Genomic DNA, 26,243 nt, shown 5'->3' on the forward strand with positions numbered 1-26,243 from the left:
GTGTGCAAAAACCATGGTTCTTTATGTATCGGATCATCATGCATATTTGATCTCCCGTCGCCCATTCTAATGATAAGCTGACGAAAGGAGCGACCTTATGACAAAGCATGCACGTTTCCTCACTCTGGTAACCGCGATAACGCTCAGCCTATTCGTAATAAACGGCTGCAACTATCAGCGTTACGTCCAAAACAGCACTTACGATTACGGCAGCAAGAACAAAGGCGATCCGAAAATGCTGGGCAGCCGCATGTATGGCACCATGAGCGGGTTGCCCGGTCAACATGACAACGCATGGTTCGAGTACAGCTCCCTGCTCTCGAACGACGTTTCGAATATCAACGGCGTTGCCGGCGCGATCGTCATGCTGACCGACAAGAACGCCTACATCGGCATCACGACGGACTGGACTGCGACCGGAACGCATAAATCCGGCGGTCGCGGCATTCGCGAACAAGATAATACAGGTTCGACCGAAGGCGTCTACAACAACGATACCGGCAGTCCTTATTGGAATAATCAACGAATCGCAACGCCGTACAACTCCTACTTCACGGTCAATGACCACAATCAGCTGTCGGGCGAATTGAAGCAAACGATCGCCGTTCATGTCCGCAAACTGGCGCCGGCCGTTCAGGAAGTGCATATTTCCGCGAACAAAGAATTCAATAACCACTTGATTCAGTATGCCCAGGAAGCTTGGGCCGGCCGTTCGCTCACGCCTTGGCTGGCCTCCTTCAATACGCTCGTGAAGCATCAGTTCGCGGGAGGCAACGAAGTACCGGCTCCTCTCGACGTCCAACAGGGGCGTGCCGCAACGCGAAAATAACGAAGCGCGGCTTCAGGCTGGGGTGTCCGAAGAGGCGCTCCGGCCTTTCGTCGTGCTTTTAAGCAATACTTATATATAATGAAGAGAAAAAATAAATTCCCTTGGACTGCCAATATGCGTTCTCGCTGCTTTTTCCTTCCTCCGCTTATACATATTCATGGCGTGAATGGATGCGATGGCTCCGGCTTCATTATGGAAGAATCGAACCGTTTCTTCATTATTATACGTTCAAGATCATGTCTTAACCCTGGCTTGTCCGTCGATCGTTCGTTTCAACCGTATAATAAACGCTTTTGGTAAGGTTTCAACCAACTAGCTTGAAAAGATTAGGCCGGTGCGTGCGCCATGCCGCGACTGAATTATGCCTTCTTTAATGGTATTCACTTGACATTTTCGCTGCAATAATTTATCTTTAAATAAAGATAATGAATATTGAGAAAATGACATTTATCGAGGTGACGGAAATGACGATCTCCCAGTCGGACAATGAACTTCGGCTGTTTATCACCCTTTCCCGCGCGCACCAATGGGTGACCGCGCATGTCCATCAGGATATTCGCAAGCGCGGGCTCAATCCTACGGAATTCGCCGTCCTGGAGTTGCTGTATCATAAAGGCGAACAGCCGCTGCAGCAGATCGGCGAGAAAATCTTGATGACGAGCGGAAACATCACGTACGTCATCGATAAGCTTGCGGACAAAGGATTGGCCAAACGCAAGGCATGCCCGTCCGATCGAAGAGTCACGTTCGCCGAGATCACGGACGATGGCAAAAGCTTCATCGAAGCGGCATTCCCGCCCCATACCGAGGCGATCTCGAAGGCCGTTCATGGCCTTACGCCGGATGAGCAGGCGCAGGCGATCGAATTGCTGAAAAAGTTGGGGATCGCTGCGCAAAACAGTTTTACTTAGCGGCGGAACGCAGACGGCGGTAAGACGGCAACAAACATAATGGGATGTTCTTCCCATCGGAGGAGATTTCAATCGGCATCGCGCTTGGTCTATTAATCATACGGTTGGCCGTCGGATTGACGTTAGCGGGACACGGAACCCAGAAGCTGTTCGGCTGGTTTGGCGGATACGGCTTGAAGAGCACCGGCGGATGGATGAGTTCCATCGGGTTGAAGCCCGGCATCCTCATCGCGCTGTTGGCCGGGACAGCCGAACTGGCCGGCGGCTTGCTATTCGCGCTTGGCCTCTGGCTTGTGGTCGCAGCGGTCTTCGTCGTGCTCACCATGCTCGGCGCCATCGCCGCCGTCCACTGGCGTCACGGCTATTGGGTCCGGCAAAACGGCGTGGAGTACAATATCATCCTCATCGCAATCACGGTCGGATTGGCGCTGGCGGGGCCAGGCGACTACGCGGTAGGTTAAGGCGATTGGTTTGCGTTCGCCGACGGAAGTCGGGGAATGCAGCATTCGCCCGCTTCGGAGCATAGACCTTGGCGATTGGGTTGCGTTCGCCGACGGATGTAGGGGGAATGCAGCATTCGCCCGATTCGCTTCCAGCAAAAAAGATTCATAAACGTACTTAAAGGAGGCATTCATCATGCAAACGCTCGTATACGGTCCTACTTTACAAGGCAAAGGCGCCTTTGACGGCGGGAAAATCACGGAACAAAAACCGATCGGCTTCTCCGGCGAAGGGTCCGTCGTGAAACGGGTCAGCACTTTGTTTTACTGGGCATGGGCGCATGCCGCGACTGGCGGCTATATTCCGCTTCATCCCCACAACGCGTTCGAAATCATGACGTACGTTGTATCGGGAAAAGCCGAGCATGGCGATACGCTCGGCACGAAGAGCTCCATCGGCCCGGGCGGCGTGCAACTGATGCAGACGGGCTCCGGCGTGAGCCACGAGGAACGCTTCGTTGGGCCGGACATGGAAGGCTTCCAAATCTGGTTCGAGCCGTTCATGCAAGAAGCGGTCAAAACGGCGCCGACCTACAACCAGTACGAGCACGAAGAGTTCCCGGTCCTGGAGGGCGAAGGCTATTGGCAGAAAACCATCATGGGTTACGGCTCGCCGATCAGCATCGTCGCCGATGCCCGGATGTGGGACGTCGAGGTCGCGCCCGGCGCGGTCTACCGGCATCCCGTGTCGGACGGCCGCTCGCTGACCGCGCTTGCTATTCGCGGCGGCGGCACATGGTCCTATGCCGACCAGCCCGACAACCAAACGGCCGTCAAACACAAAGACTTCGTCCTCGTGCGAGCCGATAGAACCGACGAGGCCGTCATTACCGCGGCGGAAGACGCACCGCTTCGCCTCATCCTGATCGACGTGCCGACGTCGGTCGATTATGAGCTGTACCCAAAACGATAATCGCGAACGATAATGCGATTTCCGTTGCTAATAAAAGCTCTGCAAGTCCGGTTGGCGATCAAACGGACTTGCGGAGCTTTTGCGTTGATTAATGTGCCGCAGCCGGACGTTCCTTCGCTTTATCCGACTCGTTCGCGTTGCGGGTCGCCGCTTCGCGGTCCTGCATCAGTTCTTCGATCGACTTCGTCTTGAGGCGTGCCGCGCCGCGATAATCGTTGCGGGTCGGCACGAGGTTGCCCGCGGCCAGACGTTCCTTCGCCGCTTCGATCGAGGCGCCGTACTGCGGCAGCCACTGCGCCTGCGCGACCAGCATCTCGTCGACCATCTGCCAAATTTCTTTCGGATTGCACACCGCGCCGACGAGCGGATCCATCATCATCGCTTGGCGCAGCAGTTTATCGTCGCCCTGAACGGCGGCCTCGACGGCCAGGCGCTGCACCGAAATGCTGACGTTGCACACGGCGGCGCAACCGAGCGGCAGGTCGCCGACAACCGGCATATTGATGCCGTTGCGGTCTACGTAACCGGGCGCTTCGATAATCGCGTCGTCCGGCAGGTTCGTGATGACCCCATTATTGACGACATTGAAATGTCCGCGATAGACGCGTCCCGTCTCCAGGCCTTCGATAATATAAGAGCCGTGCTCTTCGCCGCGGTTCTCGGCGGTATATTTCACCGGATCGGCTTTCATCCAATTCGGGAAATCGGTCTCGAACCAATTGCGGCCTTCGGTGCAGACGCGCAAGTAGCCGCCGGTCTCGCCGTTGATCCAGGAGCCCAGATCGATCCAGTCCTTGATCTCGCCGGCGCGTTTGCGATACCACGGCACGTATTCGCTCAGGTGGCCGTTCGATTCCGTGGAATAGTAGCCGAATCGGCGCATCATGTCGATGCGGACCTTCTCCGTTTGCACGAAATCCGGAACGTTCTCGAACGCCTCGAGCAGATCGCCCGTTCTGTCGACGCCGTCGGTCTTGACGGAGATGTACCAGGTCTGGTGGTTGATGCCCGCGCAGATGATATCGACATCCTTCTTCGACAGCCCGAGCGCGCGCGCGATTTGATGATGACCGCCTTGCACGCCGTGGCAAAGGCCGATCGTGCGGACGCCGCCGTACTTGTTGCAGGCCCAAGTCAGCATCGCCATCGGATTCGCGTAGTTGAGCAGCAGCGCATTAGGCTCGGCGACTTCGCGGATGTCTTTGCAGATCTCGAGCATCGCCGCGATCCCGCGTTGACCGTACATGATGCCGCCTGCGCAGAGCGTATCGCCGACGCATTGGTCGACGCCGTATTTGAGCGGGATGTCCACGTCATGCTGGAAGGCTTCCAGCCCGCCGATCCGCACGACACAGAAGACGTAACGCGCATCCTTCAGCGCCGCGCGCCGGTCGGTCGTCGATTGAATCTCGATCGACAGGCCGTTCTCGTTGACGTCCCGCTGAACCAGCTGCGTGACCATATCGAGGTTATGTTCGTTAATGTCTGTAAATGCAACTTGAATGTTCTTGAACTCCGGCACCGCCAGCAGATCCCGCATCAACCCGCGCGTAAATCCGATGCTGCCCGCACCGACAAAAGCCACTTTAAAGGACATGAAAAAAGCCTCCTATTCGCCATTCGGGTTCATGAATCTCACTACCCCCATTGTAGCAGGCGAATAAAGAAGGCGTTTCCACATTTGCAACCGGTTTAATCGCGGAATGTCAACTATTTAAACTTGAACACTGGAAAACGACTGGATGGACGCCTTCGATTTCCGGTAGGCGGCGGGCGACATGCCGGTCATTTTCTTGAACAGCATGCTGAAATATTGGCGGCTGTTCAGTCCGATATAGTCGGCGACCTCGATGATCGGCACATCGGTCCGGGCAAGCAGCATCTTGGCCTTCTCCACGCGCAGCTCCGTCAAGTATTCCGTGATGGAGACGCTCATGTTCGCCTTGAAGATGCGCTGCAGGTATACCGGGTGCAGATTGACCGCTGCCGCGACGTCTTTGGCGTGAATATCGCAGTCGTAGTGCTGATGGATGTATTCGGCCGCGATTTGCACATAGCGGTGAATTTGGCGCTCCGCGCCGTCCTTCGCTTCTTCGGCCGCCAATCGCGCGACGCGGACGAGCAGTTGGGAGATGAGCAAATTCGTCATGTTTTCCCTGCTTGCGCCCAATCGGCCGATATCCAGCTCGAGCACGAGGCTCTTCAAAATATGCTGCACGTCCGCCGAATCCCGCAGCACGACGGTGCCCAACCCGCGCTCGAGAAAAGCCGCGAATTCCGCGTCGTTGTCCGACAGCTGCTTGACGGACGGGTAAATGCCGCCGCAAGGCTTGAACGTGAACTCGACGTTCAGCATCCGGCACGGGCTTGCCTTCTCGACGATCAGCTTATGGGGAATACCGGCATCCAACATGATCAGATCACCCTTGCGCAGCGCCATGGCGCCGTCATGCGTCTCGACCGTGCAAGTCCCGGACATGACGTACATGAATTCCGTCCAATCATGCGTATGGAAGCCCATATGAAAATCATCCCACTGCTTGTAATAGTAAGCGACGATTTTCGGCCGATATTCCCCGCTCTCCCGCCATTTTCCGTCGTAGATGCCTCCTGCCTGCATTGGCGTCCCCTACCCTTCCATAGCCCGGCCCCGCGCTCTGCGCTGCAGCAGCACGAAAATGCCGCTCACGATCACGCCCGCGATCACGCCGATCGCGAGGTCGTGCGTCACGACGACCGCCGCGACCGTAATGACCATGACGACGGTCTCGCTGACGGGCACCTCCCGCACCTTGAAAATCGATTTCCAATCGAATATCGCGGCGCATACCATGAGCATGATGCCGACGAGCGCAGCCATTGGAACGAGCGACAGCAGATCGCCCAACGCGACGACGAGCAGCAGCAGGAACAGCGCGGCGACAAGCGTAGACAACCGGTTGCGCCCGCCCATCTTCACGTTGAGCACCGATTCCGCCACGAGCGCGCAGCCGGCCATGCCGCCGAAGAAGCCCGCGACGAAATTCGCGATGCCCTGTCCGCGCATTTCGCGATTTTTGTCCGTCTTCTCCCCGGTCGTCCCGTCCAGCAGATTTTGCGTCAGCATCGTCTCGGTGAAGCCCACGACCGCGAGCGATAACGAATACGGCAAAATAATAAGCAGCGTTTCCCATGAAAACGGAACGTCCGGCAGCAGGAACGATGGCAGCGATACGTCGATCGCCGCGATATCGCCGATCCGGCTGACGTCGTGAATGCCGAACGCCCAAACGACGAACGTCAGCAGCACGACGGCCGCAAGCGGCGATGGCACGGCCTTGAAAAAGCGCGGCAGGATATAGATAATCGCAAGCGCCGCCGCGCCGAGCGCGTACATCGTCCACGAGGCATGCTCGAAATACCGCAGCTGAGACATGAAGATCAGAATAGCCAGCGCGTTGACGAAGCCCGTCAATACCGGCTGCGGCACGTAATTCACCAGCTTGCCGAGCTTGAATACGCCCATCAAATATTGAATGATACCCGTCAGCACCGTCGCCGCGAACAAGTACGCGATGCCGTGCTCCTTCACGAGCGTGAGCATCAGGACCGCCATGGAGCCCGCGGCGGCGGAGATCATCCCCGGTCGGCCGCCCAGAAACGTAATGACCAGCAAAATGCAAATCGAAGCATAAATGCCGACCGTCGGCGGAACGCCCGCCATAAACGAAAATGCCAGCGAATCCGGTATTAAAGCGAGCGTTGCCGTAATGCCTGCCAATACGTTCAATTTCACGTCCGTCGTCCATTGATTACGCCAAGAACCGTTCAAACCGTCACCTCTAACCGTAAGTTTATCCGCGTGCTTTTCATGGAACGCAAAGCTTGCTCTAACGGTTAGCATAACCCCCTCGAAGGAGCAGGTCAACGTTCATTTTTGGCAGAAAGACGCAGGATTATGGCGCTTAAGGCGACGGGAGGATTACGGTTATCCCAGGTTCGGACGAATAAACGAACGTATCGAAGGGAGCGCTTTTGACCCGGACCTGACGGGTTGCTTCTATATATAGAAGAAAGACAATAATCCAAGCTTACTCGATTTAGAACGTGCTCGCCGGGTGCGTATCCGGGCACCAGCGGGCAGTCCGGTAATGCTGGATCAGGACGCCGATCGCTTCTTCCGTGCGGAGCGCCGTCAAAGCTTCGAACGAATAGGCGCGCGTATAGCGGTCCTTGCTCGCCAGACCGGCCCGCAATCCGGAGACGACGAGTTCCGGTTCGCCGAGCTTGCCGATGCGAAGCAGCGAGAGCGCCGCCGTGTAGCCCAGCTTGTTCGTGATATACGCCTGATTCGCTACGTACAGGTTCGAATTGCCGTCGCTAGCGCCGGTTTCGGACTCCCGCTCGACCGATTCCTGCAGCAAACGAACCAAGGCCGGAACCGTCTCGTCCGCGCGTTCGCCGATCATGCCAAGCGCTTCGGCCGCATTGCGGCGGACCCATTCGCTTTCGTCGACGAGCGCTTCGATGAGCGCAGGCACGGCCGGCGAAGCCCCGGCTCCGTTCATGCCGAGCGCGAAAGCCGCGAGTCCCCTGCCGTTCTCCTCCGCTTGCCGGAGCGCTTCGACGAGACCGGGCACGGCCGACGCGCCGGCGGCTTGAATCCCGTAGGCCGCGCGCTGCGCCGCCTGCTTCCAGCCCCGCTTCATCAGGCCGAGCAGCGCTTCCGTCCCGGAAGCGCCTATGCGGCCGAGCGCGTAGGCCGCGTTCAATCCGACATCCTCTACCGTGTCCGATACGAGCGCGGCAAGCTTGGCGGCGCTGCCCGCCGCGGCATCGCCGATCCATCCAAGCCGGTCCGCCGCGCGAGCGCGAACGACCGGATCCGCCGCGGACAGCTCCGCATCCAACGATTCCGTTTCGCTAAGTTCGGCATCACGAGCGGCAGCCGGTTTTGCTTCGCGATCCCCTCTCAGCCAATTCCACGTATCCTGCCACAAGACCCGATGTCCGTCCGGCGCGTCGACCGGAAAGACCGGCTCGCCGTCCGCATGGTTCCAGCTCGGCGAGACCGGCTCCCGCAGGCGGACGAATTGGAATTTGAGCATGTAACGGTCGAGACCGGAGGTGTTGAGCGATGCTTTATGCCACAGGTCGAAATGGACCAGTGCGATCGTGCCCGCTTTGCCCGTCGGCAGCACCGCCTCCCGCCCCGGGAGCTTCTCGCTGTACTGCGAGCCCGGCATGATGGCGGTCGGCCCCATGTCCTCCGTGATGTCCTGCGTGTAATAAAACATCATGACCCACCACGGACGGTGGCTGCGCATCGCCGACCAGTACCCGTCCTTGTGCCATTGTCCGCCGCCCGGCGCTTGATTGCCCGGCTGATTATAATGCATATGGCGGTGCGGGTGCATATAATAGTCAGGTCCAAGGACGCTGGTCAGCGCACCCTTCGCGACCGGCGTGTCGAAGAACTTCCCAATGTCCGGCACGCGCGGCAATATGTTGTTGCCGGGATTGCCTTCGTTTTGCAGCGCGTAGTCGATTTGGCGCATGACGCCCTGGTGAAGCTCCTTCGGCAGCTCATTTTGCAAAACCAGGCATCCGTTGACGATAAAGTCGGCCATCTGCTGGTCGGAGAGCAGATTGAGTTCGTTTTTCATGGTATACAGCCCCTTCGGTTGGCGAATAGATGTGCTATAGTAAATGTAATCGAGCGAGGTGCCATTTGTATTTAGCACACAGTCAGCTAGTTGCACGATCGTCAGGTCCGTTTATGGACTTGCATGACCTGCTATGCTCATTCAAGCCAAGGAAGGGCTGGACTTGCCATGAATTTCGCCTCATTCCATCCCTATGTCTACTACGCGACGAGATACGCGTTCTCGCCGGGGCAGACCAGCCTGTCCCGGCACTGTTATTCCGCCTCGATCTACTTCGTGACGGAAGGAAGCGGCGTTCTCCGCTTGCGCGGACGCGAGCATGACGCGCGCCCCGGCATGATGGTCTATATCGAAGCCGGCCAATGCCATGATTGGATATCGAGCACCGATGCCCCCTTGACGCATGTATGCTGCTACTTCGACTGGCAGTTCGTCGACCGCTCCGCGGTCTTCCCCGACGTTGCCGGTCCCATCGCATACGATGCGGCCCTGCTGCAGCGCGAACTGCTCGGAGAAGCATTTCCCTATCCGATTCCGGAGATCGCGGACGTCGGCGCCTCGCTCCGCAGCTGGGTCGAGCTGCTTCAACGCTGCTACACCTCGAACGCGCATACGACGGAGCGGACGTTTATCCGCAGCATGGCGGCGCAGAGCCATTTTCTCCCATTCATCGAGCACTTCCTGAACGTCTCGCTGCAGGAGCATCAGATCCCGGACCCCCGAATCACGAAGCTGCTCGCGCAGATCGAGGAGGATCTGCTGAACGGCCGCCGCGTGCAGCCGGAAGACTACGCGGAGCTGCTCGGCTTAAGCCGCGGCTACTTCTTCGAGTTGTTCAAACGGACGACCGGCGCGACGCCGATCCGCTACATGAACCAGTTTCTCGTCAACCGGGCCAAGGACGACCTGCGTTCCTCGAATCTCAGCATCCTGCAGATCGCCGAGAAATACCATATCAGCTCCGTTCATTATTTCTCGCGGCTGTTCCGGCAATATACGGGCAAATCGCCGCAGTCCTTCCGGTCGGAAAGCTGAAGCGGCAGGTTAAGACGGAAACTCAATACAGCTGGCTGATGAGGTCACAGGCGCACGAACAGCGAGTTAAGACAGCTAGCTGAGACGGCAGGTTCACGGTCGGCAGGCTAAAACAGCAAACCAAGCTTCTGGCCGAGACGACAGGCTCCGACTGGCAAGCATCAACGCCGCCATGCCAAAAAGCGGCCGGGGTCAGAAACCCCGGCCGCTCCTATGGCCGCCTCGACGGCGGCTTCGCAAGCCGCTACCCGCTGTGCACGTCCGCCCGGCGGAAATAGGCGGCGATGAAGACGAGCGGCACGACGAAAGCGATCGCCATCGTCGTATACCCGATCGACGCGGAATTATGCCCCGGCGACATATTCGTCGCCAGATTCAGCGTCGCGCTCCACGGATAATACATGATGTACTTGGACTGCATGATCGTCAGCTCCGAGATGACGGCGAAGATGCCGAGACCCATGGCCGGGATATAGCTCCGCCAGAGCAGCGCGACCGCCGCCGAGATCGGCGTGAGCGCATACTGCAGCAGCAAGAGCAGACCGTATTTGCCGGCTTCTTTCCCCAAGATCGACATCGTCAGCGCTTCTCCGGCGCCGTGGAAGAAGAAGCCCGTCCCCAGAATAAGCAGGAAGGTCAGCAGCATCACCGCCAGCAGCACCGGGAACGCGATGATGAATTTGGCCGTCAGCACCTTGAGCCGCGAATGCGGACCCGTCAGCATGTTGTTGACCGTTCGCTCTTGGAACTCGCGCGCGAACAAATAACCGATCAAGAGCGAGAATAAGGCCGGACACATGAGCATTGCCATGATCTGCAGGTTGGTCTCGAAATAATTAACCCAATCGAGCGGCTTGCTGTCGCTCGCGCCGTTCAACTCGACCAGAAACACGAGCAGCGCCGGCAGCACGGCGCCGAGCAGCATCAGCCACAGCATCCGCGACCGCTTCCACTTCATCCATTCGCATGCAATCAAATCACCCACGCGCGCCGCCTCCTTCCACTAAGCGTACAAAGTAATCTTCCAGCGAATCCTTCATCGCGACCAGGCTGCTGACCTCGATGCCCTCGCGGACGAGCAGCCGGTTCATCTCGCCGGGCTGCTGGCCGTCGTCATAGACGCGGAGCCAGCCGTCGTCCTCCATCCGGACATCCCGAATGCCGAGTTCATCCCGCAGCAGATCCTGCGATTTGGAGAAATCGTCGACCTGGAGGCCGATGTACTGGCGATTCTTGTGCTTCAGCGCCGTCATCGTCGACTCCTCGAGCATGACCCCGCGGTGGATAATGCCCACCTTCGTCGCCAGCTGCTCCACCTCGCTCAGGATATGGCTGGAGACGAGAATGGTGATCTTCCGCTTCTGCGCCAGGTCTTGAATGAGCAGCCGGATCTCCTTGATCCCCATGGGATCGAGTCCGTTCGTCGGTTCGTCGAGAATGAGCAGCTCGGGTCCGTGCAGGATCGCCCGCGCGATGCCGAGCCGCTGCTTCATGCCGAGCGAGAAGTTGGAAGCCTTGCGGTTCCGCGCGTCCCACAATCCGGTCGTGCGCAGCGCCTCCTCCATCGAATTTTTATCCTTGATGCCCATGAGACGGCGATGCAGATTCAGATTCTCGATCGCCGTCAGGTTGGGATAAAAGCCGGGGTATTCGATAACCGAGCCGACTTTGCGCAGCACCGCGTTGCTGCCCTCGCCGACGGGTTCCCCGAACAGCTTGACCGTACCCGAGGACGGCCGGATAAGTCCCATCATCATCCGGATCGTCGTCGTCTTGCCGGCGCCGTTCTGTCCCAGGAAACCGTAGATATCGCCTTGGTTCAGCTGCATGTCGACGCCGTCGACCGCCTTGACGCCCTTGTAATGCTTGCATAAGCCTTGCACTTGCAATACCGGTTGTGCCATATTCGCCTAACGCTCCCTCTCCCGCAATCGTTTATGCAATGTCTTTGTTCTTGAACGCCCTGCAGCCCAGAGCGAGCAGCGCGATCAAGTAGATAACCGTGTAGCCGATGAATGCCGGACTCGGCACGTTCGACGGCGAGAACGGTCCGAGCGAGCTCATGATATCCGGCAGCAGCGGCAGATCGATGCCCTGGATCGTCTCGTACGTCATTCTGGAGAACAGCGAGTTCGTCGGCATTACCATCGATACCCCGAGCGAAATGCTGCTAAGCGTCTCGTTGCCGCCCTTCGCGTTAATGATCGATTCGGCGAAGCTGCTGAACAGTCCCAGTCCGTAAAGCATCGCGCAGGCGACGCCGTTGCCGAGCATGGGCAAGTACGCGGAGCCGAGCAGCGATACGGCGAGCAGCAGCAGCGGCCCCCAGCAGAACAGCAGCCAGGTCTTCACCAGGCTCGCCGTCTGCAGCGGCATGTTCGCCATATCATGCACCGGCAAATAGATCATGAGAAACAGCACCGTGCTGTAGAGGAAAATCCAGAACCCCGCGCCGAAATATTTGCCGAGGTACAGCTTCCACCGCGGAATGGGCCGAGCCAACACCGCAAGCATCAATCCGTTCTCGACCTCGCCCGAGATCGTCCCCATCGTCGCGAAGAGGACCAGGAAGGCCACGATCATCCCTGCGAACAGCAAGCCGAGCATCAGCATCGTCATGCCTTCGAGGATGTTCTCGAAGGGCAGCTGGACGATGCTATGACCGCGATGCGTAACCTTATACAAACCGAAATTGAACAAGGCGACGAACAGGAGGGTCAGCACGGACGCGACCAGCACGATTTTTTTGCGAAACAGCTCTTTTCCCGCGAATGCGATCCACATCATGCGCGCAACCCTCCTTCCAAGCGGCCGGCGCCGGGCGGTCCGGCCGCGCTCGACATGGACAAGAACCATTCCTCGAGCCTGCCCTGGACCGGCTTCACTTCGTAGAGCGTAATGCCTTCCTCCATCAGCAGCCGATTCAAGTATCCGATCTGTTCCCGGTTTTGCGCCGTTATGCGGAGCACCGCGCTTCCGTCAGGTTCCTGAATACCCGCCGCCAGCGACATGCCGGGCAGCAGGCTGCGGCCGACCGATTCCGCCAGCTCCGGCTGCCAGCCGCCGACCGTGATGTCCCAGCTGGTGCCGGCTTGCAGCAGGTCGCGCATGGAGCCGACGGCGCGAAGCTTCCCCAAGTGAAGAAACGCGACCTCGTCGCATACGGCTTCGACGTCTTCCAGCAGATGCGTGTTCAGAAACACCGTCTTGCCTTCGTCGCGCAGCCGCTCCAGCAGCTGCCGCACCTCGTAGCGTCCGACCGGGTCGAGCGCGGACGAAGGCTCATCCAGAATGATCAGCTCGGGATCCATGAGCAGCGCGCAGGCGATGCCGAGCCGCTGCTGCATGCCCTTGGAATAATTCCGCACGCGATCCGAGCCGCGGTCGAACAAACCGGTGACCCGCAACACTTCCTTGATGCGCGAGGCCATGCGCGAGGAGCGAGTCTCGCTCAGCTTCAGGCCGCTGAGTCCCGCATGGTAGCGAAGCACCTCTTCGCCCGTCAGCCAATCCTGGAAGCGGAAAAGCTCGGGCAAATACCCAAGCTTCCGCCGCGAGTCCGGATGGCCGATCGGCTTGCCGAGCAATGTTCCGCTGCCGGCGTCGGGCGTCAGCAGGCCGATGACCATTTTGACGAACGTACTCTTGCCGGCCCCGTTCGGACCGAGCAGGCCAAAGACTTGGCCTTGTTTTATTTCCAAGGAAATATCCATGCAGCCGGTGCCGGACGCATAGGTCTTCGTCAACCCTCGTGTCTGAAGCATCATGATCCCATCAATCCTTTGGCTTCCTTCATAATGTCGTTTTCGGTCGGAAAGTCTTTGAGCGAGCCGGTCAGCATATACATCCAGTCGTTCTGCAGCCAGATGACCGAGCGGTCCCAAGACGTCGTAGATAGGATCGCGTCATTGCCGTCGATGCTGACCGTCCGGACGTCCTTGCCGGCGCCGTCCATCGTCGGAACGGGCAGCGTATGGCGCCAGTCGCCGATCGCGGACAGTTTGGCGCGCAGATCGTCGGGCAGGATCGGCAGACCGAGCACGGCTTGGCGAATTTGCTCCATGTCGACGTCGTCCGGCACGTCGATCGCGGGAGACGGCAGCTGCATCAACTGCTTCGAGCCGAAGCCTTCCGAATCCGGAATGTCCACGGTGAAGCTGCCCGGCATGACCAGCTTGATCGGCGCGCCGTCGATGGACGCCGGGAATTCTTCCTTCCCTCCGAGAAGCGCGATCAGCTTGTTGATTTCTTTCGGGTGCAGCTTGAACGTGATCGATTGCTCCGGCATGTAGTCGATCGTCTTCGAATCCGCGCCCGGCAGCACCTTCAGCGGCCGGCCGGCCAGCTTCTCCGCTTCTGCCGCATCGATCGTGCGCTGCGTGCCGCCGCCGGTTTGTTCGACCTCGCCGTACAGCCGCAGATCCAGCTGACGCGTGCCGAGCGTGCCGTTCTCGAGCGCTTGGCGGAAGCCGTTCATGTCCGATTCGCTGAACGAAATCGTCTCGAAATGCTGCACCCGGAACGTGCTCAGCATGTTCGCCATGACATCTTGCCCCCAGGACGTGAACAGCATCACGCCTGCGATTACCGCCGCGGCCGTCGCCGTAGCCCATCTTCGCTTGGTCCGGTTCCGCTTCCGTGCCGGCACCCGCGCAGCTTGATCCGATAACGGACCGTCGGCATCCATCACGAGCGGGAGCCGGGAATCCGGCACCGTATTCAAATCTTGCTTATTCGACATCGTCGCACTCTCCTCTTCATTGGCTCTATATTGTGGATCCGGCTTGCTGCCTTCGACTTCCGCCGTCAATTGCCGTTCCGGCGGTTCCGGCCGTTCCCGCCAGGCTTCCGGCACCGGCTCGTTCCTGACGGCGCGAAACAAACGGCTCAGCGCTTCTTCGACCTGCTCGTCCGTGACGTCCAGATCGTGCGCGCCTCTGTCCGATCGTTGATCTTTCATGAGTCCATAACCTCCTCCGTCGGCATGTTTTTCTTGAAACGGTTCGTCGCCCGCGTCAGCAGCGTCCCGACGATCTTGGGATTCACCTGCAGCGCTTCGGCGATCTCGGCATGGCTATACCCCTGTTCCTTCATTAATAAAGCGATGCGGTCGCGTTCGGACAGCTTGCTCAGTACGCCCCGCACGACCTCCCGCTCCCAATTCTGTATGACGGCCGCATCGTTGGCGGGATGCGCCTGCTCCTCGGACATCGCTTGCGAGAGCTGCTTTTCCGCCAGACTCGTTTCGCGTCCCGATTTCCGATAATGATCGTATACGATGCGCGTAAGTACCCGGTGCAGCCACGCGCCGACCCGTTCAAGGTCTTCCGGCGGATTGCGGTACAGCCGCAGAAACACGTCCTGCGTCAAATCCTCGGCAGCGGCGCGGTCCCCGACCAGCAGGGTGATTTTGCGCAGCACGATCGGGTAATGCTCGCGGAATACCGCCTGAAATCCGGCCGGCCCTTCCTCTTGCGGCATAGGATTATCGCCTCCTTCATGAATTAAGACGATGCAGGTCATTGAAATATAGCATACCTCAAAAAAGAAAATATTGGCGCGCCGGCTTGACCCCCGCGACTGGCCGCTTGCCGCCGCGCGTCTGCGCACCGCGCAAAAAAGGCCCGGCAGGTTTCCCCCTGCCGAGCCGATGCGGCGTCGCCGCCGCTTAGCCTTGCTCCGATTGCTTGAACGCGTCCAGCTGTTTCTGAATCTCGTCCTTGACTTTGTCGTAGCCCGCCGCTTTCAGTTTGTCCCGCAGCGCCTGGACCGCTTTCGCCGGGTCGCCGGCTTTGCCGTACAGGATCGCCGGCATCTGCTCGCCGACCACCTGCGAGATCGACGTCATTTCCGCGTCGACCTTCGTTTTGTCGAAAACGAACTTGCCGTACGGGAACGGCTTCTTGATCGCGTCGTACTTCTTGTAGACGTCGCCGATGCCGCTCCAGTCGGTATCCGACGGAATCTCGAATTTGTCGACGCGGCCGCCCCAGAAGTCGGTATAAAAAGCGTCTTTGGCATCGTCATAAGCGGCGGGGCGTACGCGAATGCCGTCTTTGATCTCGTACTGCACGCCTTCGAGCCCGTAGTTGATGAGCTGGTACAGCTCTTTGTCTTGGCGGATGAGCTCGTAGGCCATCAGCGCGCGCTCCGGGTGTTTGCTGTGGGCGCCGATCGACGTGCCGCCGTGCGTGATCGGCATGGAGATCAGGTTGCCGCGGGTGTCGGAATAGGAGAACATCTGCAGCTCGGAGCCCGGCTGCTGTTTATCCATCTCGACGCGGAGTCCTTTGAACGTCTGCGTATGATGCGCGTCCGCGCCGGTTTGGCCGGCTTTCAGCTCCGTGCGCGTATCGCCCTTGTAGTTGAGCACGTCTTCGCGCCAGTAGCCTTTGTCCGCCCAGTCCTTCATCATCGCGGCGAAATCGATGAATTTGTCGTTGAAGATCGGACTGTCGACGGTATAGCGCTCATCGTAAGACTTGCCGGTGAACACGCCCGCGTAGCCGGTGCCGATCGGCAGGTCGATATTATCCGTGTACGCTGCCTCGAAGCCCGCGTAGAGCGTGCCGTTGGTGCCGTTCGTGTCCCATGGCACGATGCCCTTCTTGTTGTCCTTGACGGCTTGGAAATACTTGCCGAGCGTCTCGAAATCGGTGATCGGCTGCGTGATGCCGAATTCCTTCGCCCAATCGCCGCGGTAGTAGATGCCGTGGTTGACCCACTGCGTGTAATGGTCCTCCGGAATCAGGACGATGTCGTCCTTGAATTTGCTCTGATCCCAATCCTCCTGCGGAATCTCCGAGAACGTCAGCGGCGCGTATTTCTCCAGCAGGCCGTTGAGCGGCAGGAACGCCCCGCGCTGCGCGTTGCCCCACGTATCCAGCCAGTCGGTGCCGATCGTGATCAGGTCGAGCGGTTCGCCGGACGCGAGCAGCAGGTTGTATTTGGTCTGCCAGTCCGCCCATTCCACCCATTTGAACTGCAGCTCCGCATTGATTTTCTGTTTCAGGATGGCGTTGACCTTCTCCATCACCGTCTCCAGCTGGCCGTTCTTCGGCTTATCGCCGAGCACGACGTAGGTGATCGTCTCGAACTTGCTCGTGTCGATGCCGCCTTCCGCGGCGCCGTCATTGCCGGTCGCCTTGCCGTCGTTGCCGCCGTCCGAGGAACTTCCGCCGTTATCGGCCCCGTCCGCCGCGTTTGCGCTGCCGTTGTTGCCGCCGTTGTTGCCGCCGCAAGCCGCCAAGCTGATGACAAGGATGAGCATGAATACGAATCCCGCAACCTTTTTCGCGTGTCTCATTCTTTCTAGCCTCCCCATGGATTGAAATCGCGTTGGTCTTGCGCCGTCCGCGAACGGCAGCCCGGTCGCGGACGGCTATGGAACAGAGCCGCGCGCGGCGTCTCTGCGGCCATTGCCCGAAGCTTGCGCGTTATCCCTTGACCGCGCCGACGGTGATCCCCTGGATGAAGTAGCGCTGCACGAAGGGATAGAACAGGATGACCGGCCCCGTCGCGACGACGGCAGTGGCCATCTTCATGGATTCCAGCGGCATGTCGCGCAGGGGCACGTTGGACGCCGCCGAGGAATTGCGGATGAAATCGGCGCTCGTGATGACGTTGTAGAGAAACAGCTGCAGCGGCCGGTACTTCATGTCCGGCGAGAGAAACAGCATCGCGTTGTACCATTCGTTCCAATAGCCGAGCGCGATGAACAGGCCGATGGTCGCGAGCGCCGGCGTGGCCATGGGCAGGATGAGCCGCAGAAAGATCGTGAAGTCGCCGGCGCCGTCGATTTTGGCGGATTCCGTGATGGCGTGCGGAATCGATTTGGTGAAGCTTTTCATCATGATGATGAGGAACGGGCTCATGAGACCGGGCAGCAGGACGGCCAAGTAGCTGTCGCCGAGGTGAAGGTATTGTTTGATCAGCAGGTAGAACGGCACGAGGCCGCCGGAGAAGAGGGTCGTGAAGTAGATGAAGAACGAGATCGCGTTGCGCTGCCCGAAATCGGGCCGCTGCAGGGCGTAACCCGTCATCGCGACGAGAAACAGCCCGGCCGCGGTGCCGACGATCGTGATGCAGATGGTGACGACGTACGCGCCGACGATCAGACCCGGATTCTCGAAGACGATCTTGTACGCGAACGTCGAGAACACGCGCGGCCAGATATTGAACCCGTTCGTCGCGATCGTCCCCTCGCTGGTGAAGGACGTGCCGAGCACCAGCAGGAACGGGATGAGGCAGCAAAGCGCGAACAGGCCAATGAAAGCGTATCCAAAACCTCTGACGAACAAGGACGTCGCATCGCTTCGGATGCGTTTGCGCACGGCTTCGGCTTGCATGGGACTCCCTCCTAGAACAGTGTGTTATCCGGCGACGCCTTCTTCACCAGCCAGTTTGCCGTGATGACGACGATGAATCCGAATACGGATTGATACAGGCTGACCGCGCTGCCCATGGAGAAATTAAAATTGTTCATGAGCGAGCGGAAGACGTACGTCTCGATAATGTCCGTCGTCGGGTAGAGCGACGTGTTGTTCGCGCCGACCAGGTTGTAGATGAGGCCGAAGTTGCCCCGGAGCACGCCCCCGAGCGAGAACAGCAGCAGGATGATGAAGGTCGGCTTCAGCCACGGCAGCACGATGTACCGGATGCGCTGCAGCGCGTTCGCCCCGTCGATCTCCGACGCCTCGACGACCTCGGAATCGAGTCCCATGATCGCGGCGAAATAGACGATGGAGCCGTAGCCCGTCGATTGCCACAGAAACGTCACGACGATGATGACCGGCCACACATGCGGATTGGAGTAGGTTTTGACGGGATCCGCGCCGAGCGATTTCAGGATGCCGTTCAACAGGCCGTAATCGTAGCTCAGGATGTTGTAGGCGATGAGCCCGACGATGACGAAGGAGATGAAGAAGGGCAGGAACATGATCGTCTGGGATACCTTCTTGAACCATTTCTTGCGCAGCTCGTTCAGCAGGATGGCGACGAGGATCTGAAGGAAGTTGCCGAGCACGATAAAGGCCAGGTTGTATGCGATCGTGTTGAAGGTCAGCCGCCAGAGATCCCCCGTCATGACCAGGAAGCGGAAGTTCTCGAAGGCGACGAACGGGCTCTTGAAGATCCCGTCGGTGTAGTTGTATTTGATGAAGGCCAAGTACAGCCCCGGCATCGGCAAATAAGCGAATATCGCAAAGAACAGCACGGCCGGCGCGCACATCAAGAGCAGCGTCCGGTTCGTCCAGAGCCGCTTCCAGCCGGCGCCTTCCGCACGCGGGCGGGTTCTCGCCCCCGCCCTCGGCTGCGTCATCGTTTTCATCGCATTACCCCTCCCCCGAATTTTGCTTCGCCGGCTCGCCGACGGGCGCGAAGATCAGCCGGTCCAGCCGCGAGATCGCGCCGGCTTCCACCGCTTCCAGCAAGATCGCCAGATCGCGGCCGGCTTCGCGCAGCCAAGGGCCAGGCAGATAGAACGAATGCGGGTCGCCTCCGCTCAAGACCGGCCGCGACGGATTCGCTCCGGCGTCCGTCCACAGACGGCCGACGACGGTGCCGCCCAAGAGAACGGTCAGCTTCATGCCGGTGCCTTCCGCCTGCACCCGCCAGCCGCCTGGCACGCCGCGGGCTTCGTCCGGCAGCGCGCCGTAGAGCCACGAGACACCGCCCGCTTCCAGGCTGATCGGCAGTTCCGCCGCGACCGCGCCGTCCTTCCGTCGCTCCGCGTGCCCCAGCAGCCCGGCTTCGTCGCAAGCGGACAGCCGCCACTCCCGCGAGACGTTGCCCTCGTAGAGCGTCACTTCCCCTGCCGGCAAGCCGAGCACCCGTTCCAGGAACACGGTGACCAGCGTCTCTTCGCCGGGACGCACATGCGCCGAGATATCGACGTACGGATCGAACGGATGGACGGCGCCGGCGGGACGGCCGTTCACGTACACTTCGGCGAGCGCTTGGATGCCCTGGAAATGGAGCGTGAACGAATCGGCCGTCCGGCTGGCCGCGAAGCGCCGGCGGTAATATTCGAACGCCGGATGATCCGGGGACAGCCAGCCGCCGAAGCCGACGACCGCCCAGGCGCCGTCATCGCAGTCCGGCCCCAGCAGCTCCGGCTGAATCGCGCGGGCATGCGCCCTGCGCACGCGCCAGTTGGACGTCAGCCGCTGCTTGCCCGTCACGGCCGTCAAGCCCTTCAAGCCCTTCATGCTGTTCAATCGGAGGCCGGGCAGCCGCGGATCGTCGAAATTGGTATGCCCCCAAATTTCCACCCTCGCCGCAAGCCGGCTGCCTCCGCCGATGGCGATGCCGTCCGCCGGCATATAGCGGCTGCCTCCGCCAGGCGTGCACGTGCCGATGTAGGCGGAATCCGCGTACAGCGAGACCACGTCGCTGCCTTGCCGCACGAGCAAGCCGTGGACGGATGCGCCGGCAGGCGCGCCGCCGGTCGCTTCGTACCAGGCGAACCCGCGGTAAATGCCGTGCCGCTCCAGGAACGTCGCTTCCGCCGTTGCCAGCGGCGGCTCTGCCGCCATCGGCTGCATCGGATCCAGCGCGGCCGATGTCCAGTTCACGTTCGGCTCGCGCGGCTCCGTGTCGTAGGCGAGCGGCGCTTCGAACGTCAGGCTGCCGCCTTCGCCGATGCTCGCGAGCAACAGCGCATCCTCGCGCGCCAGCCCGAACAGTTCCAGCCGCTCTCCGCCCGCGAGCTCGATCCGACAGGAGGCGATTTGTCCCTCTTCCGCCCGGAAGACGAACAGGAAGCCGTCCTTCGAAGCTTGCGCCGACATGTTCGCGGCCTCGCTGACCGCAGCCCCCGGCGCCAGCGCCAGCGCGATCTCGCCTTCCCGCCCGGCGGCGTGGAAGACCAACGCGGTCCGTCCGTCCGAACGGCGGACGTCCGACAGCTCGGCGGTGGCGTAGCGGAGCGTTCCCGCCATGCCCCAGAGCCCGAGCGGCACGCCGACCGGCAAGATCGCGCACCGGCCCGGGACGCTGCGCAGCCGCGACGCTTGCGGAATGACCGCTTCGTCGCCGCCCTGCGCCAGCTTCAAGCTTACGCACTCCGCTTCGTCGCCTACGTTCGCGAGGAAGAGGAGATGCCCGCCGCCGGCTAGCCGCAGCTGCCGTTCCAAGTGCGAGCCGCCGGCCTTCGGGCCGGAAACGCTCCGGGCGAGGCCGGAAATCTCCGCAGTCGGCGCCGTCGATTCGGCGCTTTGAGCAAGCCCTTCCGTTGCAGGAGCGTCCGACTCGGTCATGCTGGCAAGCCCTGCCGATGCCGGAGCCTCCGACTCGGTGCCGCGGGCGAGCCTCGCGATCTCCGACGCCGGGGCCGTCTCGGCTTCCGCCATCGCGTCGCCGTATGCCCGGATCACCCGGCGCAGCAGCCGTCCTTCGTAGGCTTCCCGGCGAATATGGCCTTCCGGCGAGATCATGCCCCGGAAATCGTAATCCGACGTCATGAACGCGAGCGGGTCGCCCCAGTTGTTCGTGCCGTTCGTAAAGCCGAAATTCGTGCCGGATGCTTGCAGGTAAGGCCCGAGAAGCTTCGCTCCGCAGGAGAGCAGCCGCCGGAGCAGGAAATGCGAGCGGTTCGTCTCCGTTACGAGCAGCGGGAGATTCGATGCCGCCAGCCGCGCTTTGTAAGCGGCGGCTTTGTGCTCGAAAGCGGGATCGCGGTCGTTCGGGTAGAAGTTGCAGGTCGGCACGACGCCGTCCGCGAAGCCCGACGCTTCGTAGATGCCGCCTTGCCCGGCGCATGCGATGAGCGGCACGCCGATGCCGGAGCCGTGCGCCATGTCGCGCAGTCCGGCGATGTATGCCGCGGGGTCGGGGCAATCATAGAAGTCGAGCTCGTTCTCGAGCTGCACGCAGATGACGGTGCCGCCGCGGTTCAGCTCGTAGCGGGCGAGCAGCGGAAGGATGCGCCCGTACCATTTCCCCACGGCTTCCATGTAGAGCGGATCGGCGCTGCGGATAACCATGTCCGGCTTGGCGAACAGGTATGCGGGAAGTCCGCCTCCGTCCCATTCGGAGCAGATATACGGGCCGGGTCTGGCGACGACCCAGAGGCCGGCTTCCGCCGCCAGTTGCAAGAAGGCTTCCGCGTCGCGTTCGCCGGCGAAATCCCAGCGGCCCTCTTCGGGCTCGTGATGGTTCCAAGGAAAATAGACGTCGATGGCGTTGTAACCGAAGGCTTTGACCTGATCCAACCGTTCGCGCCACAGCGCGCGGGGGATGCGGAAGTAGAAGAGCGAAGCGCAGAGAATGATTTCGGCGCGACCGCCGATGCGAAGGGATGAAGCGTTTAGCTGCAGCGTCGGACCTTGTTTCGTTTCCATGTTCATGCCGGACATCCTCCCTGAACGTGAGCTTGAAGACGAATTTATGAAACCCGTTTCATAAGCAGGAAAAATAAAAATACACGACTGCATGGCGGGATTAGGCGAGATGCGCGAACTTCTCAATTCCGTTGACGGCGTGTATTTCACGAGGTACAGCAGCGTGCGGCATGCTGAGCTATGCGGTTATGGAGGCGGCGAGTGAAACCCATTTCATAAGTTTCCAAAAATGAAACCCTCTGTCAGGGCTGCCTTGATTTGAAGTTTAACTGGAAAATGATAGCGCTGTCAAGCGGGTAAATCAGAAATTTTTCCCGCCTTTAGAATGGCGGCGGCGCCGTGCTTTCGCGAATGACGAGCTCCGGCTGAAGCGTCGTCAGCAGCTCGACCGGCTCGGATTTGGAAATCAACCGATGCAGCACGTTGGCGGCCGTTCGGCCCAGTTCCCGGCATTTCAGCGACAGCGTCGTCAGCTCCGGAATGACGTTCGCCGCCATCGGCACGTCGTCGACGCCCGTGATGGACATGTCCCGCGGAACCTGCAAACCGGCCTTGACCGCGGCTTTGATCGCGCCGATGCCGACAAGGTCGTTCGCGCAGACGACGGCCGTCGGAGGTTTCCCATCGAGGCCGAGCAGTCCGCCCATCAGCTCCTTGCCGCGCTGGACGGAGAAGCCGCCGTGGTTGATCCAATCCTCGCGCACGGGCAGCTCCGCGCGGTCCATCGCCATGCGGAAGCCCTCCAGCCGCCGCACCGTGTTCGACATCTGCGGATAGCCGCCGATGAACGCGATGTCGCGGTGCCCGAGCCCGATCAGATGCTCCGTCACGCGCATCGCGCCGGCCGTCTCGTCGACGACGACCCGGTGAAACCGGGCGCCCGGCAAATTGCCGTTGATGAACACGAGCGGTACGCGTTTGTTCACCTCGGCTACTTCATTGGCCATTTCCTTGCTGCATTTGTGCAGGTCGATCCGGCCGCCGATCATGATGATCCCGTCCACCTGCTTCTCGATCAGGATGTTCAGGTACTGCGATTCTCGCTTGTACTGGTCCTTGATGTCTTGATTGGAGGAGCCGGTGTCGCAGAGGAAGTACGTGTAGCCTCGCTTGCGCGCCTCCTGTTCCAGCCCGGCGAGCACCTCGGGGAAGAACGGGTTCGTGATGTCCGGCAGGATGATCCCGATCATGCCCGTCGCTTTCTTGATCAGGCTGCGCGCGAGGGCGTTCGGTTGAAACTGGTACTTGTTGATCAAGCCTTGGATGCGTTCGCGGGTAGACGCTTTTACGGGGGCGGTGTTGTTCAGCACGCGTGAAACCGTTGCGACGGAAACGTTGGCTTCTTTGGCGATGTCGTATACCGTTACCGGCTTCATCATGGTTTCACCCTCTAGGACTGATTTGGAAAATCTGCCAGCAACGCACAGTTTTCCCTAGCATAGCAGAGAGTTTTCAACGTTGGCAACGCTTCCTTTATAAATGACAAAAGGCCGTGCCGGGAGCGTTTCGCCCCTATTCGACACGGCCGCTGCCGGCCCATTCTCATCCGTCCCGCAAAAGCCTACAAAATCCGCGTCGCGTTGCTGCCCCGCAATGCCGCTTCCGCCGTCCCGCCCAGTGTCAAATCCGGGCCGCCGTTCGTCTGCCCGCTGCCGGTGTCGGCCGCGATGACGATCGCGCCGCGCGCGATGGCCTCGCGGCATGCGTCGATGTCGCCGCTCGGCACGCCGAGATCGGACAGCGCGCTGCCCATGCCGTTGTCGTCGTCAAGGAACGCGGCGGCGTTCACGAACGACGTGCCGGGATAAGCGAAGCCGCCCGCGAAGGTGCCCGCCATCGGCATCCCCGGCGAAGCCGCGATCGGCGCCACGACGCGCGGATCCCCCAGCCCGTGCTGATCCGTCGCGGAGCGCGTGTCCGCCAGGTCCTGCAGCTCGTCCGCGTGCACGTTCGTCTCCGACTCGATCCGGCGCGAGTGCTCCCGGTCCCTCGCGATCACCGTCAGCTCCTTATTGGTGAAGCCGGCATGCTCCAACGCTTGAATGGCCTGGATCGCCTCGTTCTGCGATTCGAAAATCCCTATTTTGTAGCTCATCTCATTCGCCTCCAATTTGGTCAGGTAAGGTTGGTATACCCTGTTTATGCAGGATTCAATCGGGCAGACTAGAACATATTTCTAGTCGGGGTTTACTTGTTTCACGATCCGGGCAGAGGGGTAATTCATCCCATAACAAGATGTCATTAAGTGTACAGGAGCGTCGTGACGATGAAGCAAAACGATAAACTGATCGTACGTACAGAGAACCAACCCGGAAAATGCATCGTGTATATCGGGGGAGAGCTGGACTTGGAATCCGCCGTGCAGATGAGGGCGGTCATGTCCCCGCTTATCGAGTTGACCGATCGCGAGCTGATCTTGAATCTGCGCGAATTGCGCTACGTGGACAGCACCGGCATCGGCATATTGGTATCCGTGCTCAAAGCGCGGCATGCCAAGGAAGCGCCGTTTGCCGTGGAAGCCGTGCCGCCTCATATCCGCAAGCTGTTCGACATGACGGGCATTACGCCGTTTCTTCTGAAACAAGCCTAATTTGCCGGTCGGCGGCGAAACAGCAGAAAGGAAAGAGATAAACGATGAACCTAACGGAAGATGTAATTGCGCTGCAGGTGCCTGCGTCTGCGGAATATATTGATTTGGTGCGGCTGACCCTTTACGGGTTGGCAGTCAAGATGGGCTTCTCGTACGAGGAGATCGAAGACATGAAGGTTGCCGTATCGGAGGCCTGCAACAATGCGGTATTGTACGCTTACGGCGACCTGAACGCCGGCGAGGCCGCTCAAGCGCCGACGCCTTCGCCGCGGATCGAAGTGCGATTCGTGAAGAAGGACGACGCGCTCTCCATCATCGTGAAGGATGACGGACGGAGCTTCGATGCGGTCGCGGCGGCGCGGCGCGCCAAGCCGGTCAACGGCAAATCGATCGAGGAATTGCAAGCGGGGGGACTGGGACTTTATCTGATGCAGGCGTTGATGGACGACGTCGAAGTGAACAGCGATATGGGAACGGAAGTGGTCATGACCAAACGCTTGGTGAAGAGCGGTGAGATGTGATGGGTGCGCAGCCGGCCAAGCAACCACCGATTACCGGCGCCGACCTCATTATCGTTTATCAGGACAGTCCCTCCAATGAGATCGCGGAACAGCTGATTACGCATTATGAGCCCATGGTTCGAATGGCTGCCGGTAAAATATCACGCAACCGTCCCGATTTGTACGAAGATCTCATGCAAGTAGGCCAGATCGCGCTCCTCCGGCTGTTCAGCCAATTCGACAGCTCGCTCGGCGTGCAGTTCGAGCCCTACGCCATGAAAAGCATCATCGGGCATATGAAAAACTACTTGCGCGACAAGTCCTGGTACGTTCAGGTCCCGCGCCGGATCAAGGAAAAAGGCATCGCCGTGCAGCAGGCCATCGACGAGCTGACGGTCAAGCTCGAGCGATCTCCGCGGGTCGAGGAGATCGCCGCGCAGATGGAGCTTTCCGTCGAGGAGACGACCGAAATCCTCGCGGGCCGCGACCTGTATCATTACGTGTCGCTGGATACGCCGATCTCCGAGGAGGACAACGCGACCTCCCTGGGCGATTTGCTGGGATCGCCCGGCGACGAATTCGACGACGTCGATCGGCGCCTCGATCTGCAGGCGGCCATGTCGCAGCTCAAGCCCCAGGAGCAGCAGGTGCTGATGCTCGCGTACGCCGAAGGGCTGCCGCAGCGGCATATCGCCGACCAGCTCGGCATCTCCCAAATGAGCATCTCGCGCATTCAGCGGCGCGCCATCGACAAGTTGAAGGTGCTGCTGAGCGAGCAGGAAGAAGAATTTTAAACCTCGGAAGCACGCTGACCCGGTCTAACCGGCGCCGGGCGTGCTTCTTTCTTATCGGTCGGACCCGCGCGAACAGCCGGCGATTTGGAACAAATTGCCGGCGCCGAGTTGTGCTCCCCGGCGAATTCGCGTTATGATGGTACTAACGTTTTGCGAGCACGTACGGACAAGCAGGAGGCCTCCTA

General features: G+C 60.0%; 24 protein-coding genes. 8 read left to right on the forward strand and 16 right to left on the reverse strand.

Annotated features, from left to right (window positions below):
• Positions 1–97: 97 nt before the first annotated feature.
• The 4 genes from AC50YL_RS16680 (at position 98) to AC50YL_RS16695 (ending at position 3,153) form a co-directional block, all read left to right on the forward strand.
• A complete protein-coding gene (locus tag AC50YL_RS16680; RefSeq protein WP_494833319.1) occupies positions 98–829 on the forward strand; it encodes a hypothetical protein in 732 nt (243 codons plus the stop codon).
• 440 nt (positions 830–1,269) lie between these two features.
• Positions 1,270–1,740 carry a MarR family winged helix-turn-helix transcriptional regulator gene (locus tag AC50YL_RS16685; RefSeq protein ID WP_494833320.1) on the forward strand — a complete coding sequence of 157 codons (471 nt, stop codon included), beginning with the start codon at positions 1,270–1,272 and terminating at the stop codon, positions 1,738–1,740.
• Between the two features lie 44 nt (positions 1,741–1,784).
• The gene (locus AC50YL_RS16690; RefSeq protein ID WP_494833321.1) at positions 1,785–2,201 is read left to right on the forward strand and encodes a DoxX family protein; all 417 of its coding nucleotides are present in this window, start codon (positions 1,785–1,787) and stop codon (positions 2,199–2,201) included.
• Between the two features lie 175 nt (positions 2,202–2,376).
• Entirely contained in the window at positions 2,377–3,153 is a 777-nt protein-coding gene (locus tag AC50YL_RS16695; protein WP_494833322.1) for a pirin family protein, read from the forward strand.
• A gap of 88 nt (positions 3,154–3,241) precedes the next feature.
• On the opposite strand, the gene AC50YL_RS16700 is transcribed toward AC50YL_RS16695, so the two are convergent.
• The 4 genes from AC50YL_RS16700 to AC50YL_RS16715 form a co-directional block, all read right to left on the reverse strand.
• Positions 3,242–4,750, reverse strand: coding sequence for an alpha-glucosidase/alpha-galactosidase (locus AC50YL_RS16700; RefSeq protein ID WP_494833323.1), 1,509 nt, complete (start codon positions 4,748–4,750; stop codon positions 3,242–3,244).
• 117 nt (positions 4,751–4,867) lie between these two features.
• Positions 4,868–5,773, reverse strand: a complete 906-nt coding sequence (locus AC50YL_RS16705) for an AraC family transcriptional regulator (RefSeq protein ID WP_494833324.1) — start codon at positions 5,771–5,773, stop codon at positions 4,868–4,870.
• Positions 5,774–5,782: 9 nt separating this feature from the next.
• Positions 5,783–6,964, reverse strand: coding sequence for a SulP family inorganic anion transporter (locus AC50YL_RS16710; RefSeq protein ID WP_494833325.1), 1,182 nt, complete (start codon positions 6,962–6,964; stop codon positions 5,783–5,785).
• Positions 6,965–7,232: 268 nt separating this feature from the next.
• Positions 7,233–8,798 carry a HEAT repeat domain-containing protein gene (locus AC50YL_RS16715; RefSeq protein ID WP_494833326.1) on the reverse strand — a complete coding sequence of 522 codons (1,566 nt, stop codon included), beginning with the start codon at positions 8,796–8,798 and terminating at the stop codon, positions 7,233–7,235.
• A 168-nt stretch (positions 8,799–8,966) separates the two neighbouring features.
• Between AC50YL_RS16715 and AC50YL_RS16720 the strand changes: the two genes are divergently transcribed.
• Positions 8,967–9,833, forward strand: a complete 867-nt coding sequence (locus AC50YL_RS16720; protein ID WP_494833327.1) for an AraC family transcriptional regulator — start codon at positions 8,967–8,969, stop codon at positions 9,831–9,833.
• 244 nt (positions 9,834–10,077) lie between these two features.
• Here AC50YL_RS16720 and AC50YL_RS16725 read toward each other — a convergent pair whose 3' ends face one another.
• The 12 genes from AC50YL_RS16725 to AC50YL_RS16780 all read right to left on the reverse strand — a co-directional run bounded on the left by AC50YL_RS16725 (position 10,078) and on the right by AC50YL_RS16780 (position 24,269).
• Entirely contained in the window at positions 10,078–10,818 is a 741-nt protein-coding gene (locus tag AC50YL_RS16725) for an ABC transporter permease (protein WP_494833328.1), read from the reverse strand.
• Complete coding sequence (locus tag AC50YL_RS16730; protein ID WP_494833329.1) at positions 10,811–11,737, reverse strand: ABC transporter ATP-binding protein; 927 nt, start codon at positions 11,735–11,737, stop codon at positions 10,811–10,813. The genes AC50YL_RS16725 and AC50YL_RS16730 overlap by 8 nt, the downstream gene beginning before the upstream one ends.
• Before the next feature lie 31 nt (positions 11,738–11,768).
• A complete protein-coding gene (locus AC50YL_RS16735) occupies positions 11,769–12,620 on the reverse strand; it encodes an ABC transporter permease (protein ID WP_494833330.1) in 852 nt (283 codons plus the stop codon).
• Positions 12,617–13,600 carry an ABC transporter ATP-binding protein gene (locus AC50YL_RS16740; protein ID WP_494833331.1) on the reverse strand — a complete coding sequence of 328 codons (984 nt, stop codon included), beginning with the start codon at positions 13,598–13,600 and terminating at the stop codon, positions 12,617–12,619. The genes AC50YL_RS16735 and AC50YL_RS16740 overlap by 4 nt, the downstream gene beginning before the upstream one ends.
• Complete coding sequence (locus AC50YL_RS16745; RefSeq protein ID WP_494833332.1) at positions 13,597–14,793, reverse strand: hypothetical protein; 1,197 nt, start codon at positions 14,791–14,793, stop codon at positions 13,597–13,599. The genes AC50YL_RS16740 and AC50YL_RS16745 overlap by 4 nt, the downstream gene beginning before the upstream one ends.
• Positions 14,790–15,314, reverse strand: coding sequence for a sigma-70 family RNA polymerase sigma factor (locus AC50YL_RS16750; RefSeq protein WP_494833333.1), 525 nt, complete (start codon positions 15,312–15,314; stop codon positions 14,790–14,792). The genes AC50YL_RS16745 and AC50YL_RS16750 overlap by 4 nt, the downstream gene beginning before the upstream one ends.
• 187 nt (positions 15,315–15,501) lie before the next feature.
• Positions 15,502–17,139: an ABC transporter substrate-binding protein gene (locus AC50YL_RS16755; protein ID WP_494833334.1), complete on the reverse strand. Its 1,638-nt coding sequence runs from the start codon at positions 17,137–17,139 to the stop codon at positions 15,502–15,504.
• 130 nt (positions 17,140–17,269) lie between these two features.
• On the reverse strand, positions 17,270–18,181 hold the full coding sequence (locus AC50YL_RS16760; protein WP_494833335.1) for a carbohydrate ABC transporter permease: 912 nt from the start codon (positions 18,179–18,181) through the stop codon (positions 17,270–17,272).
• Positions 18,182–18,192: 11 nt separating this feature from the next.
• A complete protein-coding gene (locus tag AC50YL_RS16765; RefSeq protein ID WP_494833428.1) occupies positions 18,193–19,152 on the reverse strand; it encodes an ABC transporter permease in 960 nt (319 codons plus the stop codon).
• Positions 19,153–19,165: 13 nt separating this feature from the next.
• Positions 19,166–22,180 (reverse strand): beta-galactosidase, encoded by a 3,015-nt coding sequence (locus AC50YL_RS16770; RefSeq protein WP_494833336.1) that lies wholly within the window; start codon positions 22,178–22,180, stop codon positions 19,166–19,168.
• Between the two features lie 314 nt (positions 22,181–22,494).
• Positions 22,495–23,553 carry a LacI family DNA-binding transcriptional regulator gene (locus tag AC50YL_RS16775; RefSeq protein ID WP_494833337.1) on the reverse strand — a complete coding sequence of 353 codons (1,059 nt, stop codon included), beginning with the start codon at positions 23,551–23,553 and terminating at the stop codon, positions 22,495–22,497.
• Positions 23,554–23,735: 182 nt separating this feature from the next.
• Positions 23,736–24,269, reverse strand: coding sequence for a general stress protein (locus AC50YL_RS16780; RefSeq protein ID WP_494833338.1), 534 nt, complete (start codon positions 24,267–24,269; stop codon positions 23,736–23,738).
• A gap of 165 nt (positions 24,270–24,434) precedes the next feature.
• On the opposite strand from AC50YL_RS16780, the gene AC50YL_RS16785 reads away from it, so the two are divergent.
• From AC50YL_RS16785 to AC50YL_RS16795, 3 genes are read left to right on the forward strand one after another with little or no spacing between them, the layout of a single operon-like run.
• Positions 24,435–24,764: an STAS domain-containing protein gene (locus AC50YL_RS16785; RefSeq protein WP_494833429.1), complete on the forward strand. Its 330-nt coding sequence runs from the start codon at positions 24,435–24,437 to the stop codon at positions 24,762–24,764.
• A gap of 44 nt (positions 24,765–24,808) precedes the next feature.
• The gene (rsbW, locus tag AC50YL_RS16790) at positions 24,809–25,285 is read left to right on the forward strand and encodes an anti-sigma B factor RsbW (protein ID WP_494833339.1); all 477 of its coding nucleotides are present in this window, start codon (positions 24,809–24,811) and stop codon (positions 25,283–25,285) included.
• Complete coding sequence (locus AC50YL_RS16795) at positions 25,285–26,058, forward strand: sigma-70 family RNA polymerase sigma factor (RefSeq protein ID WP_494833430.1); 774 nt, start codon at positions 25,285–25,287, stop codon at positions 26,056–26,058. The genes rsbW and AC50YL_RS16795 overlap by 1 nt, the downstream gene beginning before the upstream one ends.
• Positions 26,059–26,243 lie beyond the last annotated feature (185 nt).

The sequence above is a fragment of the Paenibacillus sp. J22P277 genome (assembly GCF_059383675.1).

What these genes read in the sequence shown, in the direction of transcription:
- AC50YL_RS16750 (WP_494833333.1), bottom strand. Translation starts at nt 15,314, where the DNA reads ATGCCGCAAGAGGAAGGGCCGGCCGGATTTCAGGCGGTATTCCGCGAG.
- AC50YL_RS16715 (WP_494833326.1), bottom strand. Translation starts at nt 8,798, where the DNA reads ATGAAAAACGAACTCAATCTGCTCTCCGACCAGCAGATGGCCGACTTT.
- AC50YL_RS16770 (WP_494833336.1), bottom strand. Translation starts at nt 22,180, where the DNA reads ATGAACATGGAAACGAAACAAGGTCCGACGCTGCAGCTAAACGCTTCA.
- AC50YL_RS16780 (WP_494833338.1), bottom strand. Translation starts at nt 24,269, where the DNA reads ATGAGCTACAAAATAGGGATTTTCGAATCGCAGAACGAGGCGATCCAG.
- AC50YL_RS16680 (WP_494833319.1), top strand. Translation starts at nt 98, where the DNA reads ATGACAAAGCATGCACGTTTCCTCACTCTGGTAACCGCGATAACGCTC.
- AC50YL_RS16760 (WP_494833335.1), bottom strand. Translation starts at nt 18,181, where the DNA reads ATGCAAGCCGAAGCCGTGCGCAAACGCATCCGAAGCGATGCGACGTCC.
- AC50YL_RS16720 (WP_494833327.1), top strand. Translation starts at nt 8,967, where the DNA reads ATGAATTTCGCCTCATTCCATCCCTATGTCTACTACGCGACGAGATAC.
- AC50YL_RS16735 (WP_494833330.1), bottom strand. Translation starts at nt 12,620, where the DNA reads ATGATGTGGATCGCATTCGCGGGAAAAGAGCTGTTTCGCAAAAAAATC.
- AC50YL_RS16700 (WP_494833323.1), bottom strand. Translation starts at nt 4,750, where the DNA reads ATGTCCTTTAAAGTGGCTTTTGTCGGTGCGGGCAGCATCGGATTTACG.
- AC50YL_RS16745 (WP_494833332.1), bottom strand. Translation starts at nt 14,793, where the DNA reads ATGAAAGATCAACGATCGGACAGAGGCGCGCACGATCTGGACGTCACG.
- AC50YL_RS16795 (WP_494833430.1), top strand. Translation starts at nt 25,285, where the DNA reads ATGGGTGCGCAGCCGGCCAAGCAACCACCGATTACCGGCGCCGACCTC.
- rsbW (WP_494833339.1), top strand. Translation starts at nt 24,809, where the DNA reads ATGAACCTAACGGAAGATGTAATTGCGCTGCAGGTGCCTGCGTCTGCG.
- AC50YL_RS16730 (WP_494833329.1), bottom strand. Translation starts at nt 11,737, where the DNA reads ATGGCACAACCGGTATTGCAAGTGCAAGGCTTATGCAAGCATTACAAG.
- AC50YL_RS16705 (WP_494833324.1), bottom strand. Translation starts at nt 5,773, where the DNA reads ATGCAGGCAGGAGGCATCTACGACGGAAAATGGCGGGAGAGCGGGGAA.
- AC50YL_RS16775 (WP_494833337.1), bottom strand. Translation starts at nt 23,553, where the DNA reads ATGATGAAGCCGGTAACGGTATACGACATCGCCAAAGAAGCCAACGTT.
- AC50YL_RS16695 (WP_494833322.1), top strand. Translation starts at nt 2,377, where the DNA reads ATGCAAACGCTCGTATACGGTCCTACTTTACAAGGCAAAGGCGCCTTT.
- AC50YL_RS16685 (WP_494833320.1), top strand. Translation starts at nt 1,270, where the DNA reads ATGACATTTATCGAGGTGACGGAAATGACGATCTCCCAGTCGGACAAT.
- AC50YL_RS16690 (WP_494833321.1), top strand. Translation starts at nt 1,785, where the DNA reads ATGTTCTTCCCATCGGAGGAGATTTCAATCGGCATCGCGCTTGGTCTA.
- AC50YL_RS16740 (WP_494833331.1), bottom strand. Translation starts at nt 13,600, where the DNA reads ATGATGCTTCAGACACGAGGGTTGACGAAGACCTATGCGTCCGGCACC.
- AC50YL_RS16765 (WP_494833428.1), bottom strand. Translation starts at nt 19,152, where the DNA reads ATGACGCAGCCGAGGGCGGGGGCGAGAACCCGCCCGCGTGCGGAAGGC.
- AC50YL_RS16755 (WP_494833334.1), bottom strand. Translation starts at nt 17,139, where the DNA reads ATGAGACACGCGAAAAAGGTTGCGGGATTCGTATTCATGCTCATCCTT.